19 protein-coding genes are annotated in these 18,594 nt (G+C 37.4%); 6 read left to right on the forward strand and 13 right to left on the reverse strand.

Features of this window, described 5'->3' with window-relative positions; genetic code table 11:
* Positions 1 to 81 precede the first annotated feature (81 nt).
* On the reverse strand, positions 82 to 1,485 hold the full coding sequence (locus AC4BC5_RS05850; protein ID WP_490497203.1) for an alkaline phosphatase: 1,404 nt from the start codon (positions 1,483 to 1,485) through the stop codon (positions 82 to 84).
* A 345-nt stretch (positions 1,486 to 1,830) separates the two neighbouring features.
* Between AC4BC5_RS05850 and AC4BC5_RS05855 the strand changes: the two genes are divergently transcribed.
* Positions 1,831 to 3,279: an amino acid permease gene (locus tag AC4BC5_RS05855; RefSeq protein ID WP_490497204.1), complete on the forward strand. Its 1,449-nt coding sequence runs from the start codon at positions 1,831 to 1,833 to the stop codon at positions 3,277 to 3,279.
* 310 nt (positions 3,280 to 3,589) lie between these two features.
* Here the strand turns inward: AC4BC5_RS05855 and AC4BC5_RS05860 are convergent, their stop codons facing one another.
* Positions 3,590 to 4,306, reverse strand: a complete 717-nt coding sequence (locus AC4BC5_RS05860; RefSeq protein ID WP_490497205.1) for a gamma-glutamyl-gamma-aminobutyrate hydrolase family protein — start codon at positions 4,304 to 4,306, stop codon at positions 3,590 to 3,592.
* A 146-nt stretch (positions 4,307 to 4,452) separates the two neighbouring features.
* Between AC4BC5_RS05860 and AC4BC5_RS05865 the strand changes: the two genes are divergently transcribed.
* Positions 4,453 to 4,980, forward strand: coding sequence for a type 1 glutamine amidotransferase domain-containing protein (locus AC4BC5_RS05865; RefSeq protein ID WP_490497206.1), 528 nt, complete (start codon positions 4,453 to 4,455; stop codon positions 4,978 to 4,980).
* A gap of 144 nt (positions 4,981 to 5,124) precedes the next feature.
* Here AC4BC5_RS05865 and AC4BC5_RS05870 read toward each other — a convergent pair whose 3' ends face one another.
* Entirely contained in the window at positions 5,125 to 6,249 is a 1,125-nt protein-coding gene (locus AC4BC5_RS05870) for a DUF3114 domain-containing protein (RefSeq protein WP_490497207.1), read from the reverse strand.
* A gap of 22 nt (positions 6,250 to 6,271) precedes the next feature.
* Positions 6,272 to 6,805 (reverse strand): TetR/AcrR family transcriptional regulator, encoded by a 534-nt coding sequence (locus AC4BC5_RS05875; RefSeq protein WP_490497208.1) that lies wholly within the window; start codon positions 6,803 to 6,805, stop codon positions 6,272 to 6,274.
* Positions 6,806 to 6,910: 105 nt separating this feature from the next.
* Between AC4BC5_RS05875 and AC4BC5_RS05880 the strand changes: the two genes are divergently transcribed.
* Complete coding sequence (locus AC4BC5_RS05880) at positions 6,911 to 7,822, forward strand: NAD-dependent epimerase/dehydratase family protein (RefSeq protein ID WP_490497209.1); 912 nt, start codon at positions 6,911 to 6,913, stop codon at positions 7,820 to 7,822.
* Here AC4BC5_RS05880 and AC4BC5_RS05885 read toward each other — a convergent pair.
* Entirely contained in the window at positions 7,809 to 8,321 is a 513-nt protein-coding gene (locus AC4BC5_RS05885) for a VanZ family protein (RefSeq protein WP_490497210.1), read from the reverse strand. The genes AC4BC5_RS05880 and AC4BC5_RS05885 overlap by 14 nt on opposite strands.
* Positions 8,322 to 8,634: 313 nt before the next feature.
* On the opposite strand from AC4BC5_RS05885, the gene AC4BC5_RS05890 reads away from it, so the two are divergent.
* The 3 genes from AC4BC5_RS05890 (at position 8,635) to AC4BC5_RS05900 (ending at position 12,325) form a co-directional block, all read left to right on the forward strand.
* Positions 8,635 to 9,819: an IS110 family RNA-guided transposase gene (locus AC4BC5_RS05890; RefSeq protein ID WP_490495800.1), complete on the forward strand. Its 1,185-nt coding sequence runs from the start codon at positions 8,635 to 8,637 to the stop codon at positions 9,817 to 9,819.
* Positions 9,820 to 10,085: 266 nt separating this feature from the next.
* Complete coding sequence (locus AC4BC5_RS05895; protein WP_490497211.1) at positions 10,086 to 11,114, forward strand: M42 family metallopeptidase; 1,029 nt, start codon at positions 10,086 to 10,088, stop codon at positions 11,112 to 11,114.
* A 161-nt stretch (positions 11,115 to 11,275) separates the two neighbouring features.
* On the forward strand, positions 11,276 to 12,325 hold the full coding sequence (locus AC4BC5_RS05900; RefSeq protein WP_490497212.1) for an endonuclease/exonuclease/phosphatase family protein: 1,050 nt from the start codon (positions 11,276 to 11,278) through the stop codon (positions 12,323 to 12,325).
* 58 nt (positions 12,326 to 12,383) lie between these two features.
* Here AC4BC5_RS05900 and AC4BC5_RS05905 read toward each other — a convergent pair whose 3' ends face one another.
* The 8 genes from AC4BC5_RS05905 to AC4BC5_RS05940 form a co-directional block, all read right to left on the reverse strand.
* Positions 12,384 to 12,758, reverse strand: a complete 375-nt coding sequence (locus AC4BC5_RS05905) for a hypothetical protein (protein ID WP_490497213.1) — start codon at positions 12,756 to 12,758, stop codon at positions 12,384 to 12,386.
* Between the two features lie 249 nt (positions 12,759 to 13,007).
* The gene (locus AC4BC5_RS05910; RefSeq protein ID WP_490497214.1) at positions 13,008 to 13,631 is read right to left on the reverse strand and encodes an HAD family hydrolase; all 624 of its coding nucleotides are present in this window, start codon (positions 13,629 to 13,631) and stop codon (positions 13,008 to 13,010) included.
* 78 nt (positions 13,632 to 13,709) lie between these two features.
* Positions 13,710 to 15,005, reverse strand: coding sequence for an LLM class flavin-dependent oxidoreductase (locus AC4BC5_RS05915; RefSeq protein ID WP_490497215.1), 1,296 nt, complete (start codon positions 15,003 to 15,005; stop codon positions 13,710 to 13,712).
* A gap of 3 nt (positions 15,006 to 15,008) precedes the next feature.
* Positions 15,009 to 15,293: a glutaredoxin family protein gene (locus AC4BC5_RS05920; protein ID WP_490497216.1), complete on the reverse strand. Its 285-nt coding sequence runs from the start codon at positions 15,291 to 15,293 to the stop codon at positions 15,009 to 15,011.
* A 4-nt stretch (positions 15,294 to 15,297) separates the two neighbouring features.
* Positions 15,298 to 16,290: an MsnO8 family LLM class oxidoreductase gene (locus AC4BC5_RS05925; RefSeq protein ID WP_490497217.1), complete on the reverse strand. Its 993-nt coding sequence runs from the start codon at positions 16,288 to 16,290 to the stop codon at positions 15,298 to 15,300.
* A gap of 13 nt (positions 16,291 to 16,303) precedes the next feature.
* Positions 16,304 to 17,044, reverse strand: coding sequence for an amino acid ABC transporter ATP-binding protein (locus tag AC4BC5_RS05930; protein WP_490497218.1), 741 nt, complete (start codon positions 17,042 to 17,044; stop codon positions 16,304 to 16,306).
* The gene (locus AC4BC5_RS05935) at positions 17,041 to 17,754 is read right to left on the reverse strand and encodes an ABC transporter permease subunit (protein ID WP_490497219.1); all 714 of its coding nucleotides are present in this window, start codon (positions 17,752 to 17,754) and stop codon (positions 17,041 to 17,043) included. The genes AC4BC5_RS05930 and AC4BC5_RS05935 overlap by 4 nt, the downstream gene beginning before the upstream one ends.
* A gap of 19 nt (positions 17,755 to 17,773) precedes the next feature.
* Positions 17,774 to 18,586, reverse strand: coding sequence for a transporter substrate-binding domain-containing protein (locus AC4BC5_RS05940; protein WP_490497220.1), 813 nt, complete (start codon positions 18,584 to 18,586; stop codon positions 17,774 to 17,776).
* Between the last annotated feature and the right edge of the window lie 8 nt (positions 18,587 to 18,594).

An 18,594-nucleotide genomic window follows, 5' to 3' on the forward strand; every position in this document is an offset into this window, starting at 1 on the left:
AGACAGCAAGAATTGCAATGGCATAAAAAAATACTTAGAAAAACTAGTAGCGTTTTTCTAAGTATTTATCTGAATGAATGTTTAATTTTTCGGAATGTCTTTGTCGGTGATTTCAGCTTTGCCGTCTTTTCCTTCAAGTAGATTGAAAATCAATTTTGCCTGATCGGTATTATCAATCCTTCCAGCAAATTCTTCTGATTTTAGACCATAAGCATAGACGTTCACATCTTCCCCTGTATGTCCGCCTGTTGTCCAACCAGTATTCGAACGTACATCGAAAATTTTGCGAATCGGTACGGCAATTTCTTCTAACTCTTGGCTTTTTTCAGCTTTGGTCACCGTTGCTAATTCTTCTTTGGTTAGCTCAAAGTCAATATATTTTTCAAGGACTTCTTTTGCAGATGTGCCATTTAAAATTTCATTCGCCATGAAATCAGGTGTCCGCTTTGCTGCATGAAGTGGTTCAGTTAACCAGTTGTATTCATCATTGGCGCCAATAGAGAACCCTCCTGTTGAATGATCGGCGGTGGTCACTACTAAGGTATTACCATCTTCTTCAGCAAATTTAATCGCTGCTTCAAAAGCTGCTTCAAAATCCTGCATTTCACTCATCGCGCCAACCACATCATTACTGTGACCAGCCCAGTCGATTTGACTTCCTTCTACCATCAGAAAAAATCCGTCATCGTTTTTGTCCAAGCGTTCAATGGCCGCATTGGTCATCTCTGCTAAAGAAGGCGTATTTTTTTCACGATCGATCATTTTGGGTAGCCCTTCCGGTGCAAATAAACCTAATACTTTTTCAGTATGATCTTTCAATAGTTCCTCTTTATTCGCAACATAACTATAGCCACTTTTTTCGAATTCTTTCACTAAATCGCGATCTTCACGTTTAAAATAATCGGATCCACCACCTAGTAAAACATCTACCGTATGCTCGTTATTCGTTAATTCGTCAAAATAATCATCAGCAATTTCCTTCATATTTTTACGTGATTCATCATGCGAACCAAAAGCCGCTGGTGTTGCATGAGTAATTTCTGAAGTAGCAACTAAACCTGTCGACTTTCCTAATTCTTTTGCTCGTTCTAAAACTGTAGGTGTCTCTGATAAATCATTGTCTACAGCGATGGCGTTGTTGTAGGTTTTTACACCGGCAGACATGGCCGTTGCAGCTGCTGCTGAATCCGTCACATTTTCTTCGGGATCTTCTGGATGAGTCGCTTGTTGACCAACTAAATATTTATCAAAAGAAGTTTCTGGCACAATTTTGTTGTTTCCTTCTTTAAAATAACGGTAAGCAGAAGTATATGATACACCCATGCCATCACCAATCATAAAAATAATATTTTTAGGGTGCTTTTGTGTTGTTTCTGTAGCTGTCGTATTTTCTTTTTTGTTACTCTCTGCTAAAACCGTTGTCGAAACAATCCCACCTATAGCTAAACAACTAACTAAACCCCATCCTAATATCCTTTTTTTCATTAAAAATTTCCTCCTTTGTCTGTCTTTTACCTATCAAAAATAACAAAGGGATATTAATTTGTAGTCAATATATAGTAAACAGTCTGTAAACTTTGTATATTTTTTGTTTTATTAGAACATTTCTGTCTTTTTAGCAAAAAATAGCGATTTACTGATAAATTATTCTTGTTTTTTTCATTTATTAGAAGAAAAATGAGTGTTTCTTAAAAAATATTGACGATTTTACAGATTAGACTATAATCGAAAAGGATATTCATCTTCGTACTAAAATAACAAAAAATAAAATTCACTTATTTTTCATTCGTTATTTTAATACAATTATATTTTAGTTAAGGAGTTTACAAAATGGAAGCAACTACAAAACAATTGCGATGGACCAATGTTGGACTAATTGCATTTAGTATGGTTTGGGGCTTAGGAAATGTCGTGAATAACTATGCACAACAGGGACTTTCAGTAGTTACGTCATGGATAATTATTTTAGTTCTTTACTTCGTTCCCTATGCATTAATCGTTGGCCAACTGGGGTCAACATTCAAAGATAGTTCGGGTGGCGTTAGCTCATGGATTGAAAATACAACGACCAAAAAATTAGCTTTCTATGCAGCTTGGACATATTGGGTTGTCCACATCCCATACTTAGCACAAAAACCACAAGGAATTTTAATTGCTTTAGGTTGGGCAGTTAAACGTGATGGAACTTTTATTTCAGATATGCCCATGCAGCTTATTTCAATTCTCAGTTTAATTATTTTTCTTATTTTTCTTTACTTATCGACTAAAGGTTTGTCTACACTAAAAGTTATCGGTGGCCTAGCTGGGACTGCTATGTTTATTATGTCAATTTTATTTATTTTATTAGCCATTGGTGCCCCAGCTATTCATTCAAACATTGAATTTGCAACACCTGATATGAATAAGTTAAGCTCTTATATTCCTAAATTTGATTTTTCATATTTTACAACGATTTCTATGCTAGTTTTCGCAGTTGGTGGCGCAGAAAAAATCTCCCCTTATGTCAATCAAACCAAAAATCCAGCTAAGGAGTTTCCAAAAGGCATGATTTTATTAGCTTCAATGGTTGGTTTAAGTGCGATTTTAGGTTCGGTTGCTATGGGTATGCTTTTTACAAGTAATAATATTCCTGGCGATTTAATGGCAAATGGAGCCTATACCGCCTTCCAAAAATTAGGAGCATATTATGGTGTCGGTAATTCATTAATGGTTATTTATGCCTTAACAAATACTGTTGGACAAATTTCAGCTTTAGCTTTTTCAATTGATGCACCATTAAAAATTTTATTAGCTGATGCAGATCCAATGTATGTCCCTGCGTGGCTAAGAAAGAAAACAGCTAAAGGGACTCTTAAGAATGGTTATCTGCTGACTGGTATTTTGGTTAGTACATTGATTCTCTTGCCTATCTTCGGTATTGGTAGCATGCAAGAGCTTGTTAAATGGATGACCAACTTAAATTCAGTGGTTATGCCCTTACGCTATTTATGGGTCTTCTTTGCCTATATGATGTTGAATAAGGCTACTAAAAATTATTCTTCTGAATACAAATTTGTCAAAAATCCCAAGGTCGGTTTTGCGATTGGTTTGTGGTGTTTCTTATTTACTGCCTTTGCTTGTATCTTAGGAATTGTGCCTAAGATGGAACTTGATTTAAGTTCAAAAGCTTGGTGGTTCCAAATGATTTCAAACTTATTAACACCAATTGTGCTTATTTTAATTGGCGCAATTTTACCAATACTTGCTCGACGTTCTTCACAAACAACAGCAAACAACTAACAAAAAACGAGGCTAAGCAACTTAGCCTCGTTTTTTTGATTGCTAACTGACCTTTCTTTGACCTGTAAAGACTAGTTATCAATCACTTTCCCCATAATAATTTCGCAGGATTTCATTATATATCACGTGTATGACACAACGTTGATAATCGTTTATTTTAGCTAGAACATCTTTTGAATATATGACTAAATGACACTTTAAGCTTACTATCAATTGCACTAGGATATGTTCCTAAAAACCAATTAACCCATTTCATAAAGGAATGGATGATACGTGTCCCTTTTTCAACCTAGTGAGAAATGTCTTTTTATTACTCCCCTTTGTCTTGGACACAGACATTAAGAAAATATTGCATCAACCGTTGATTCTCTTTAGTAACGGCTTCAAAAAATTCTGGATGCCACTGCACAGCTAAAACAAAACGCTTATTAGGCATATAAACAGCTTCAACCAAGCCATCACTAGCTATTGCGGCAACTTTTAATTGAGGACTTAATTCTTTAATTCCTTGATGATGATAACTATTCACTCCTAGCTGTTCTTTTTCTAAGATCGTAAACAGTAGACTATCAGAAACAATGGTTACTTCGTGTTGTACATGCTGATAAGGAGGGGTCATTTGATGAGGGACAGCCTGAGAATATTCTGTTGGTAAATCTTGATAAAGTGTCCCACCCAATACAGCATTTAACAATTGTATCCCTCGGCAAATACCAAGCACTGGTTTATCCAAGGCAAGTGCTTGCTGCAAACAATATTCTTCCATTTCATCACGGACTGTGCAAATTTCACCACAAGTATCTTTCTTTGCTTCTCCATAAAGAGCTGGTGCTATATCTTGTCCCCCAGTAAATAAAAAACCATCGCATGTCTGAATAAAATAATCCAACGTTTCTTGCTGATTCGTCAATGGCAAAATCAGTGGGATCCCTCCATTTTTTTCAATTAACTGCAAATAATTTGGTAACATCCAAATACTTTCTTTTTCTGAATCATATAACGGCATCACACCGATAATAGCTGACATACGCATTCTCCTTTTTTATTCAAATAAATAGTATTATAGTATGAATTTTCTAAAAGTTCATTATAAAAAGCAAATCTTTTCAATCGTCATTTATGTATTACTCTGTTACACTGACTATATAAGAAATAAGAAACGGAGGGATCGTTTTGCGCTTAAAAAATAAAAAAGTGATTGCCTTAGTAGATGGTGATTTCGAAGATTTAGAGTTATGGTATCCAGTTCATCGTTTACGTGAAGAAGGTGCCCAGGTTGACCTAGTCGGACAAGAAGCAAAGAAAACGTATATTGGTAAATACGGCGTACCTGCTGAATCTGATTATGCATTTGATGAGGTTAATCCTGCAGACTACGATGCAATTTTAGTACCCGGAGGTTGGGCACCTGATAAATTACGTCGTTTCCCTGAGGTAATCCAATTTGTTCAATATATGGATGAGCACCAAAAACCAATTGGTCAAATTTGTCATGCGGGTTGGGTATTAATTTCTGCCAATATTTTACAAGGCAAAACCGTCACAAGTACACCAGGGATTAAAGATGATATGACGAATGCCGGCGCTACTTGGGTTGATATTCCTGCAATTTCAGATGGACATATCGTTTCCAGTAGAAGACCACCAGATTTACCAGATTATATGCGTGAATTCATTAAGGTCCTTGAGGCGACAAATTAACAAAAATTAAAATGGGTCTGCGACATAAGGAAAAACAAGACGAAAATATTCGAACAAAACAGAATGAGTTACGCCAAGCTTCTATTGTTCGGATATTTTATTGTTAATTAACTTATGTCACAGGCCCATTTTGGATTTGTTTTACTAAAATTTTTTCTGTTTCTGATGGTATTTCGCAAAACCTGCTTGAACTTTCTTTTTTTGACAGTGCTGACAATACGCTTGATATACTTTTAGTCGTTCTTCTTTTGGCACTTGTTGCCATGAATGAGCATCATGAGATTTTTTGACAATATCCAAATACGGACCATCTTGTTTTAACGCTACCGGACTTTTCCAATAGCGCAACGCTTTCCTACGGATATCAGGATTAACTGGATATAAAACATCTAAATATTCATGGGAATGGTTCCAAGGTAAAACATCAAAATTAGAGCCATATGAAAGCCCATAATTAAAAGATTCTGTGTTTGCTACTGCTCCTAATTCCTGAGGAGAATAATGATCAGGTCGACTGTCATACTGACCATTTGCCAATTTACGATAAACATCCCATTCACTAACAAATGCGCCTGTACTAATTTGCACAATAAATTCCGACATGCGTGCATCATTCGGTCCCAACCAACGTGTTTTGCGTTTTGGTACTTGGATTTTCATATTTCTAGGATAATCAAATACTCCCATTGAGCGATTATGGTAACGTGCATCGGTTGTATAATCGAATGCTAAATGAAAAGTTTCTCCATAAGCCAGTAGTTTTTCGTAGTCAGTGGTCCCTTGAAAGTGTGTCCGAATATAAGTAATATTTTGCCGATCAATATACGTCCGAAACAAATGGACTTTTTTTCCTAATTCTCCTTCATTTAATCCTTCCTTTGTCGAAAAAGCTCGTAGCACATCCCGACGAAAATAGGCATAAAAAGTAGCATGAGGCGTTAGTTCATCAGCTAACTGATACTTGTCCGACAATAAATGCATAAACTGATACTCATCGATTTCTGCTTCTAACTGATTAAAAATCAGCTGAATTTTTTCCTTAGCGGGCAACTGACTGGCACGATACAATCTCAAATAAATCGGTGAGCCTATCGCAAAGGTATCTTGATAATAGCTTTTGGCATTCGCAACACTCGTAGTTAGGCTGTTATCCAAACTATGACGAAAAAAAGCGTTAATAGCCGCTTCATCCCATCCAGAAATTTGCAATTGCTGACTAATCGTCTGAATCTCCGCTTGCTTTTTTAATTGTTGAAACAACCTCCACATATTCGTCACCTCCTACATAATGCTACTCGTGGAATGCTTTAATTAATTGTGTCATTTCTGCGAGGCTCTCTTTTTGCCCTGTTTGAATCCAGGTTAACCAAACTTCAAAAATCCCTGCGGACATAAATTTGATCCAATACCGTCGCTTAGCGTTTTTCCACTCATTCCGTGTCGTTGTCGTGTCATAAAAGCGGGCCATTTGTTCAGTAAAAATTTGAAAAATGATTGTTGTGTACTCCCCCACAATTGCTCGTTGAAAATCAGGCGTTAATTCAGTAAAAAAAGCTTCTAAGTCGCTTATTTTTTGTTCTTCACTAATTTTGTGAATTGTTTGATCAAATATTTTTTTGAATTTTGGTTCATAATATTCAGTTAATACTTGTGGCAAATTAGTGAAATGGCGATAAAATGCCATACGGCTCACGCCAGATTTTTTCGCTACTTCAGCGACTGTTAACTCAGATAATTTTTTTGTCTGTAGTAACTCTAACGTTGCGAGTGTAATCCAATTTTTACTATCTTGTTTTAAATTTTTTGCATAATTCGTTGCTGCCATAACACTTTCTCCCATCTGTCACAAATGCGGTTACCTTGCTTGTTTTTTTACTTTGTGTTCTCTACAATAGCATCTATAACAAGTGTAACACTAGGAGGTAAAAAAATGAAACTATTAGTCACAGGTGCCAATGGCTTTGTTGCCACCCATCTTATAAAAAAATTACTCGACCAAGGATATGACGTTGTTGGAACGGTGAGAAATTTAGATAAACGACCCAAAATTTTTAAAGAAGTTACCTATGTAGTGACCAATCTAACACGCTCTGACGGTTGGCTAGAAGCGATGGCGGGGATCGATGCGGTTTTACATGTCGCTAGTCCTTTGGGTCATGAAAACGCCAATGATAATCGTTTAATTACAGAAGCTGTGAGTGGTGTGGAACATGTCTTTGAGGCTGCTCATAAAGCTGGTGTCAAAAGAATTATCATGACTTCCAGTCAAGCTGCTGCCACGCCACTTGCTCAAACAACTGGCTTGATTGATGAAATTTTTTGGTCTGATGTTACAAATCCAGAGTTAAATGCGTATCGTCTCTCCAAACTGTTTGCCGAAAAAAAAGCATGGGAATTAGCTCAAAAATATGAGCTACATTTAACGACCATTCTACCAGGAGCTATTTTTGGACCGACATTAACTAGCAATCGTTCCTCCAATCAAGTACTTGATCAAATTAATCGTTCACGCTTCGTGCCGAAAATTTCGTTAGAAGTAACCGACGTCCGTGATTTAGCTACTTTGCATTTATTGGCGCTCAACCATTCAGAAACTATCGGGGAACGAATCTTGGCAAAAAATGGCGATTTAACCTTCGCACAAATTAGTCGCCTTTATGGCCAGCGCCCGATTGTTTTACCGAATAGCAGTTTAAAAATGGCTGCAATAGTCATCAAAAAGCTACGGGCACTTGTCCCAATGTTAGGCAGAACCTATACGCACACCAATCAAAAAGCAATCAAGTATGGTTGGCAACCTCGTGATGCTAGACAAACAGTATGTGATGCTAGAGATAATTAAGTTGCACCTGATTCACTTTGAAAGTTATCACCATTAAAATAATAAATCCACACACAGCAATAGTTCCCATGATTAACAAGATCATATCAAGTACTTTTTCAGGAACTATTTTAGCTAATAACCCATACAGAATAAATCCCACATAGCCGCCTAACGTATTAGTAATTAAATCAGTCAGATCTGTTGCTCCAATCGCTAACAGATATTGACTGATTTCAATTCCTAAACTCAATAAAAAACTGTAGCCGAATACTTTTAACCCACGATGATGGCTTGCTTGTATGCTTACTAATACACCAAAAGGCACAAATACCAATCCATTCAAGATGATTTCTCTCATACCACCTGAGGCCATAAAAGGCAGCCAATTAATGACTCTGTTTCCACCATTAACAGCAGATTTTATAATTGCTTCCGGGGATAAAGAAAATTTAAACAATAACACCCACAAAATTAATAAACTATAACTGCTTAATAAGATAAATTTCCATTGTTTCATCGTTTTCTCCTTGTATATTATATTTAAGGTTTTAATTTTCCGATTTTTAGAGGAGAACCTTAGGAACCTTTTGTTATTTTTATTTGGTATTTACTCAATTATTTGAGAAAATATACTTAATGGATTGAGAGGTAGATTGTTTTCTCCTTGAGTTTTAAAACTCGTAATCGAAAGACTAATCCCTCTCTCTGTTAAGCTGTTTACGAATGAGTTAGATGTTGAAGGTAAATGCCTTACTCCGTATCTAGAACAAGGTAGTGACGCTTTTCAGTTGAGTGGCAATCAATCCAAATTTTGTAAAGAAGGTGTGCTTATGTTGTATCTAGGTATTGATATTGGCAAACGATCTCACGTCGCTTCTCTCATGAATGCAGAAGGAAAAGTCCTACTTAAAGGTTTTTCTTTTGCGAATTCTTTAGACGGTGCTCACGCTCTTTTAGAACGCCTCACTTCTTTCTCTGATTCCACAAATGACTTCTTAGTTGGAATGGAAGCCACTGGCCACTATTGGTTAGCTCTCTTCTCATTTCTTGACGAACAACAGTTTCTTGTTCATGTCATCAATCCAATTCAAACCGATGGCTGGAGAAAAGGGACCGAAATTCGTAAACGAAAAAACGATATTATTGATTCGGTATTAATTGCCGATTTAATTCGCTATGGTTCGTTCAACGAAACAGCTTTAGCGGATGAAACTATTTTCTCTCTACGTCAATTGACTCGTTATCGCTCATACTTAGTTGGTACAGCGGGCGATTTCAAACGAAAAATCATTGCCGTCTTAGACCAAGTCTTTCCTGAATATGAAAAGGTGTTTTCAAAAGTTGGCATTTTTGGCAAAGCCTCCAAAGCCGTCTTATCTGAGTTTTCTTCCCCTGATGAATTCAATCAAGTTTCTGCCGAAACATTAGCCGAAACACTCCGTTTAGCGAGTCGAAGTCGTGTTGGACTAAGTAAAGCGGAAGCACTGAAAACAGTCGCAGCTCATTCTTTTGGTGTTCGCTTTGCACAAGATGCCTTCGTTTTTCAATTACGTTCCATGATTGATCAACTTAGTTTTTTAGAAGAACAAATCAAACGGACAGAAGAAGAAATTGCACAATTAATGGCTTCTCTTCATTCGGTCATAGAGACCGTCCCTGGCATTGGACCTGTTCTTGGCGCCACGATTTTGGGTGAAATTGGTGATATTCAGAAATTTTCCAATCCTAAAAAACTAGTAGCTTACGCAGGAATCGATGCTTCTGTCTCGAAATCTAGTGAATATGAAGCCACTCACAACGTGATGAGTAAACGCGGGTCTCCTTACTTAAGAAAAGCGTTGTTTCAAGCGGCACTTATTGCTTCCAGATGCGATCCAGTTTTCAAAGCCTTTTATGACAAGAAACGAGCAGAAGGGAAACACCATCTTACAGCGATTGGCGCTGTTTCAAGAAAGCTATGCTATATTATTCATGCGATTCTAACAAAGAATGAACCTTATGAAATTCGTCAGTAATAAAAAAATTAGTCTTTCTGATGTTTATTTGTGATGCACTTATTTGCTATTTTTCATTCAGAAAATTTTGTTTGTTTTCACTTGACTTTATATAGTTAGTCTTTCATTTCGTTAGGCTCATAGTAACAAATTCCGTCTGCAAGAGTATTCTCAAATTATCATAAAATTCTTCGTTTTTTCTGACAAATATAATATGGTATGATTGGTTGGGTTTTCATTTTAGTTATGCTATAGTTTTAGAGAGCCTAAAAGAAGGGAAGAAAAAAATGTTTAATAGAGAAGATACACTTTCATTTTTAGTCGAATTATTAGCAATCAATAGCCCTACTGGTTATACTCGTCACGCAATTGATTTTATTAAAACAACCGTAGAATCATTCGGATACGAAACCTCTCAAACGCCTAAAGGCAATCTAATAGTTCAAATTCAAGGGAAAGATGCAACACAAACTCGTGGTTTAAGTGCCCATGTTGACACATTGGGCTTAATGGTTCGTTCAATCAACAGTGATGGAACACTGGCTTTAACAAAATTAGGTGGTCCTCTAACCCCTACATTAGACGGAGAATATTGTGATATTATTACCCGCGAAGAAAAGGTGTATACAGGAACAATTTTATCGAATACACCGTCCATCCACGTTTTTCCTGATGCCTCGACCAAAGCACGAGATATTGATAATTTGATTGTTAAATTAGATGAACGTGTCACAAATAAAGAAGACGTTCAAGCATTAGGGATTCAAAATGGAGACATTGTTGCTTACGATCCTAAAGTCGTTGTCACTGATTCTGGTTTTGTAAAATCACGTTTCTTAGATGACAAAGCTTCTGTCGCCATTTTAGTTAGCTTATTAAAGCAAATCAAACAAGAATCAATTATTCCTGCTACAAATCTAACCTTTATTTTCTCAACCTATGAAGAAGTTGGACACGGCGCGGCATGGATTCCAGCAAATATCACTGAATTATTGGCAGTCGATATGGGCTGTATCGGTCTTGATTTAGAATGTACAGAATATGATGTATCGATTTGTGCCAAAGATTCTTCTGGTCCATATGATTACGAAATGACCACTCGTCTTGTACAATTCGCTAAAGAAAAAGGATTGAATTATGCCGTTGATATTTATCCAATGTACGGAAGTGATGCTTCTGCTGCTTTAGCTGGTGGCGCAAATATCCGTGCTGCACTCATTGGCCCAGGTGTTGCAAGTAGTCATGGTATGGAACGCACCCATGTCGAAGCGATTGAAAATACCTTTGAGCTTATCTCAGCTTATATTCAACAGTAAAAAAACTAAGTTATCTCTAGCCATTTCTGCGCTTTGTTTGAATCAACTATTTAGATAATAAACATATTGCTGAGGAGTAATACGTGTGATACTGCGAGTCTTTCGTCTCCAATATTTACTGGGGACGAAAGCTTTTTATTTTTTGTCAAAGGAGCCTAACTATGAAAAAAATACTAAAATATAGCACGATTCCATTTTTATTTATTTTACTTGCCATCGTCAGCCTCATTAGTTACCTTTCTATCAATGAATATCGACCGGCAGAAACCGAGTCACTTGTTCCAATTGATGGGCAAACAATTATTGATAAGAAGCAACCTCTCTCCATTGCCACTTATAATATCGGCTATGGTGGTCTGAGTGCTACCGAAGATTTTTTTATGGATGGAGGTACCAATGTCCAACCACCCAACAAAAAGTTTGTTCAAATTAATTTAGCAGAAATTGCCAAAACCTTACAACGTGCAGACGCAGATATCAATTTATTACAAGAAGTTGACCGTCAATCGAAACGTTCTTATTACATTGATGAAGAAAACTATTTGAATGAGAAATTAAACTTACCAAGCGTCTTTGCTTATAATTTTTTTGTTGATTTCGTTCCCATTCCTTTACCACCAATTGGACGCGTTGCTAGTGGTTTAACGACACTAACTGACTATCATATGACGAAGGCCTCTCGTATTTCTTTGCCAGTACCTTTTAAATGGCCCGTTCGTCTCGCAAACTTAAAACGAGCATTATTAGAAACTCGTTTTCCAATTGCTGGCAGTGATAAAGAACTCGTCGTTTTCAATCTACATTTAGAAGCTTACGACAATGGCGAAGGTAAAATTGCCCAAAATAAAAAACTTGCACAACTCTTAGCAAAAGAATACGCAAAAGGGAATTATGTGATTGCAGGTGGCGATTTTAATCAAACCTTCGAAGGGAGTCACCAGTTTCCAACAGTTCGTACAGATATTTGGCAAGCTGGAACATTTGCTCAAAAAGACTTACCAGAACATTTTAGTTTTGCCTACGATGATCGTATTCCAACGGTCCGTGTATTAAATGCTGCCTACACAGGTGATTATGAAACTTCTCAAGTATATGTAATCGATGGTTTTATTGTTTCAGATAATTTAAAAGTTGAAGAGACTCAGGTGCTGAACACAGCATTTAAGGCAACTGATCATCACTTAGTAAAAATAACTATCTCCTTTTCTTAACACGAAGAGACACACCTGCTAGTGAGGTTGTGTCTCTTTTATTTATAATATAAATCAATCAATGACGCATTGACTGAAGAATTTTAGCAACAACGCCAGCAACTAATCCCCAAATCAAATTAGTCACTAAAACACTGACTATCGAATAAACACTTAAAATCGGGCCTTGGACGTGTCCTAATAAAATAGGTGACAACACTGCGCTTAAGAAAATCGCTAGTACACCGTAAGTGACCCCTGTTGCTGCTAATGTCACCATTGGATCATTTGTTTTTTGCGCAACCCATACCCAAATAACCGTAATCAAAATGGTGGTACCAATGCTTACTAACGGTTTACCTAACAGTTCAGAAATACCAACAATACTAAAAAATGGGCGAATAAGCGCCAATGCACCTAATCCAAGAATTAATTTCCAATTTTGTTTATTCATTTTCATCCACTCCTCTACTATTAAAGTGTACGAAAAAAACCTAGAGACAGCATCGGTCTTACTACGGAAAGCCTTCTACATCTCAAGCAGGAATTTAAGTCAGCATTTGCCAATAATGCTCTTACCATTGAAAATTGGGAGTATCTCACTCGATAACCGTGTTACAGGCTGCGTGCTCTGTTGTAGACCAGGGTTCTTTGTGTTTACAAGGCTACTAGACGAATCACGTTGCTTTTTTCTGCCTTTCTTTTATAAAATCTCAAGCAATTCTGACAAGGAACTGACAGTATAATCTGAGTGAAATGTCTGATTTTCTGGTTGATACTGACCTAGACCTTGTAATATACGAACTGTAGTAAAGCCTAATTTTTTGGCTGGAACAATATCATTGTCACAACGATCACCAATATAGATACACTCATGGGTAGAAACTTGTGCTTGCTGAGTAGCATAGGTGAAAATATCCGGTGCGGGCTTCTTCACACCAAGTTCAGCTGAAGAGACAATCAAATTAAAATAGTGCGCAATCTCATGAGTAACTAAGCGCTCAACTAACCCTGCTCCTTGATTTGCAATAATTCCCAAATGATACTGTGACGCTAGCTTTTCTAAAGTAGAAATCGTGTCTGGGTACCGTTTTTCACCTGTATATGACCAAGTAGGTTTTGCGGTTTTAGTATACGTTTCCCAAACCGTTTTAATTGGTTTTTTTCCTAATTTGGACGCTTGAATCATTTGGTCGTAATATTCTTCAGGAGTAACGTGAATCCCCATCAACGCTAGTTGCCGGGTACATTGTGTGACGTGATCTTCGTAACAATGCGTTTCATCAATCAAGGTAAAACCGACATCAAAAAACAACCACTTCTCCATGTTATCAACCACCTTTCATTTTTAGTGTACCATTATTGCAAAAAAAAAGACGCTTCCTGTAAAAGGAAACGCATTTTCTTATTTAGTAATCGGAAGCCCGATATTTTCACGTAAAGTCGAACCTGGATAGGCTTTACGGTAAACGCCACGTTCTTGTAAAATGGGGATTACTTCATTAACAAAACGTTCAAATGAATCCGGAATATCGCCAGCAATAATAAAACCATCAATGGCTTTGGCTTCAAACCAGCGCTGAATTTCATCGGCTACATCTGTGGCTGTACCAATAAAGTTAGGACGTGGTACAGCTTGTTCTAGTGCAACTTGACGCAATGTCTGATTATTCTCTTTGGCCCGTTGCTTAATATAGTCAGTCGTGCTACGGAAAGCATTTTTTCCGATGTCGCCTAATTCAGGAAAAGGCTCGTCCAACTCATACTTACTAAAATCATAATCATCAAAATAGCGTGCCAGATAGCGTACCGCATTTTCAATTGGAATCAAACGCGCAAATTCTTGGTATTTTGCTTCAGCTTCTTCTAGTGAATCAGCTACGAGTGGATTAATTCCTGGATAAATTTTGACATGCTCTGGATTTTTACCTGCAATTTGTGCGCGCTTCTTCACATCATCATAAAAAGCTTTGGCTTCTTCCAATGAACTACTATGGGTAAAAATTGCCTCGGCATTCTCAGCTGCAAAGGTTCGACCATTATCTGAAGAACCGGCTTGAAAAATTAGTGGTTCGCCTTGTTTTGAGCGCCCAATATTTAGCGGTCCCGCCACTTGATAATATTTCCCTTCATAATTTAAGCGATGCAATTTGCTAGGATCAAAATATTCTCCAGTTTCTTTATTTCGGGGAAAAGCATCCACTTCCCATGAGCGCCACAAACCACGAACCACCTCTAAATGTTCTTGGGCAATTTTATAACGCTCATCATGTGGTGGCAATTCACGATTATTGTAATTTTTAGCAACACCGGCTTGAGGCGAAGTGACTAAATTCCAGCCAGCTCGACCGTTACTTAAATGATCCAAAGACATTAGTTGACGGGCTAACGTAAACGGATCCGTATACGTTGAAGAAAAAGTTCCGACTAAACCAATATTTTCAGTAATGGCTGCTAAAGAAGACAATAGCGTAATCGGTTCAAAACGATTTAAAAAATGCGGAATTGATTTTTCTGATATGTACAACCCATCCGCAATAAAAACGAAATCAAACAAGCCTTTTTCGGCTAATTTAGTTCGGCTTTTATAAAAATCAATATTAGTACTGGCTGTTTCATCAACTTCTGGATGACGCCAACCGTCTGTCGTTCCGCCCACTCCATGAAGAATACTTCCAAAATGAATTGTTTTATCACTCATACCCTACACTCCAATCTCTGCTTCACGCAGGCCCTTCACAACATGCTCTAAACCAAGCTCGGTAATCCCTCGGTAAACGTGACTACCTGCTGAGGCAATTTCCACTACAGGAACATAGCGAACCCCGTATTTTGCAAACAAAATATCACGAAAATTATCTTGTTGTGTCACATCGATTACTTGATAGGCTAATTCTTTCTCCTGTAAAAAGTCTTTGATTTCTTGGCAATAATGGCACCCCTCTTTTGCCCATAAAATAATAGCTGCTTCTTGATTTATTTGCGTCATTTGCTTACTCTCCTTTTAGTTCATCTGCTAAAGCTTGAATGATTTCATGTTTTTTAGTATAAGGAACACCAGGTGTATGAATGACAAAGTGTTCGGTGTCAAAACGTGCTGAAAAATCGAACAAATCAGCTTTGACTTGTGCCGCACTACCAACAAACGCTCCGACTTGTCGCTGAATCACTTGCGCTTCTTCTGCTTGATGTTGCTTTGCATAGTCGTTAGCTGTCACTTGGTCGGCAAAATTAATGCGCTTACCAGTATTAAAAACCACTGTATAAGAAGCTTGTTTTTCTAGGTACTCGGCAGCTTCTATTTTATCCTCGGTAATATAGACGACTACTGCAATTTTGAATGTTTCTTTTGCTTGGTACGCTTGACGAGTTATAGCTAAAGCCTCTTCGTCAGCATTGCTAAAGTACGGATAAATAAGTCCTGCCTGTTCTTGCGTTGCTAGTTCAGCACTTTCTTGACTTCCACCTAATAATTCAATTGCTAATTTTTCTTGAATTTGGGGTTCCAATGTATACTCAGATGCTGCATACGAATGTTCTTTCGGAAAATTATTGCGGATAAAATGGGTTAGTTCGGTAAATTTTTCTTCAAATGTCTGTGTTGGTTTCACAAAATCACGTTGTAAAACTTCCACTGCTTCATCTTTTCCTCCTTGCGCTTTTCCAATACCCAAAACGACACGTCCAGGTGCCAAATGATGCAAGACACTAAATGCTTCTGCCACTTTAAACGGTACATAATGTTGTAACATCACGCCAGCAGCTCCAACTTTGATTGTCTTGGTACTTGCTAAAATATAGCCAATCAAAACTTCTGGTGACGCACCTGCCAATTCTTTTATCAAATGATGTTCTGAAACAAAAAATGTATCAAAGCCGAGAGTTTCAGCTTTTTGGGCAAAAGCTACTGTCTTGGCTAAGGTTGAGGTCGCCGTCTCTCCTTCATAAATGATGCTTTGATCTAACAAACTTAATTTTATCCCCATGTTTTCCCCCCCTTTAATGGTAAACAGCGGTTCTTGCTAAAAAGTCTTTCGTCCGTTGTTCTTTAGTTTGGTCAAATACTTCTTGTGGGGTGCCTTGCTCAACAATCACTCCATTTTCCATAAAAATAACTCGATCCGCAACTTCATAAGCAAATTGCATTTCGTGTGTGACAATAACTAACGTGCTTCCTTCATTAGCAACTTGCTTAATCACATCTAATGTCTCACCCACTAGTTCGGGATCCAATGCAGAAGTGGGTTCATCAAACAAAATAGCTTCTGGATTTAAGGCTAGAGCGCGTGCAATACCTACACGTTGCTGTTGTCCACCTGACAATTCATGAGGATAGTAATTCTCTTTACCTGCCAAACCCACTTTGACTAGTAATGCTTTGCCTTTTTCAGTGGCTTCTTTTTTGGGAACTTTACGAGCAATCACTAGCCCTTCAATTACATTTTCTAATGCGGTTCGATTGAAAAACAAAGCATACTGTTGAAAGACCATGGCTGTTTTTTTACGAATGGCTAAAATTTGTTTTTTTGTTGCTTGTTTAAAATCAACTGTAGTCTCACCAATTTGGAGTGTCCCTTGCTCTGCACGTTCTAAGAAATTCAAGCAACGTAAAAAAGTTGTTTTACCTGAACCACTAGGACCAATAATTACGACTACTTCTCCTTTTTCAATTGTAAGATTGACTCCTTTTAATATTTCATTTTGTCCAAATTTTTTATGAATATTTTGTATCGTAATCATACAAAAGTCCCCCCTACAAATTTACGTGAATAGTGGCGTTCAAAAAGTCCTGATAACTGCTCAACAAGTATTGCTAGGCCCCAATAAATCAGTGCTGCTGCAATATATGATTCTAAAAATGTATAACTAGTAGTGGAAGTAATTAGCGCCCCGTTTAAAACATCGACTACCGAGACTAATGAGACAAGTGCCGAGGCTTTAATTAAGACAATTAATTGACTACAAATCATCGGCAACACAATAGGGAACATTTGCGGTAAAACTACTCGCCAAATTGTTTGCACTTGTGTAAGCCCAATCGATGCAGCTGCGTCCCATTGATCTTGTGGAATACTCGTTAATGCTCCCCGAAAAATTTCTGACAAACCGATACTGGCGTACAAGCTAAGGACAAAAATCGCGATATATTCCCGATTAATGTCTTTAAATTGCAGTGACCAACCAAGTGCTTGAGAAACACTGTCAAATGCATCGGAAAAAACTAAATAGGCCACAATTAAGCTCAACACAATCGGAATACCTTTACCTACTGTAATTATTCCAGAGAAAAATTTCGCTAAAATAGGCAGACGGTAAAATCGAATTAAAGCGATAACCAACCCCACTGCTGTTCCAATCAATAAAGGAACCAGTGCCAGACGCAGCGTGACCGGAATGTAAGGAATCGCTGCTTTAAAAGCTGTGAGAATCGCGGTAATATCTATTTTCATTTCCTGCTACCTACTTTCTTTATTTTGTATAGTCGTCACCAAAAATATCAATCGATAGTTGTGACAAAGTTCCTTCAGCAATCAAGTCTTCTAAGGCACCATCTACTGCTTGTTGTAACTTCTCATCGCCTTTTTTGAAGATAAAATAGATTCCGGCACTCTTGAGCGCTTGGTCAGAGGCCTGTAAACTGGCATTAAATTGTTCATTATATTTATTAGTATCAAATTTCGTTAAAATTGCTGCATCAGCTGTCCCATTTTGTAAGCCTTTAACCAATACTTCACTAGCTGCTTCGTTATAAATAATTTCGATTGCCTGATTGTGTTCTTTGTTATATGTTTCCAAAATATAGGCCACTTCACTGCCTGGTGAGGCAAAAACTTTTTTCCCTTCTAAATCTGCTAGTGTCTCATACGTAGCTCCTTTACTCTCATCATTCACAATATGATGAGCATAGGTGTTATAAGCGACTTCGCCATAGAGATACTTTTGACCTCGTTCATCATTGTACGCATAATTATGTGCCGCTAAACGCACTTTATCCGCAGACAGTGAAGTTAAAATATTTTTAAAATCCATTGATTCAAACTCAAAATTATATTGAGACAATTTTTCATCGACTGCTTTTAAGACTTCGACATCATAACCTTGCAACTCATTATTCTCATCTAAATAAACAAACGGTTGGTAGCCGTTCCCAGTTCCCACAATAACCGTTTCAGCATTTTCATCAGTTCCTGTTTTTGCTGACGAATCTACCTTATTGCCACAAGCACCTAAAAAGAAGGCTCCAACAATTCCCAATGAGACAAACCATTTTTGTTTTTTCATTTTATGCC

This window comes from Enterococcus sp. AMC2644 (assembly GCF_058216475.1).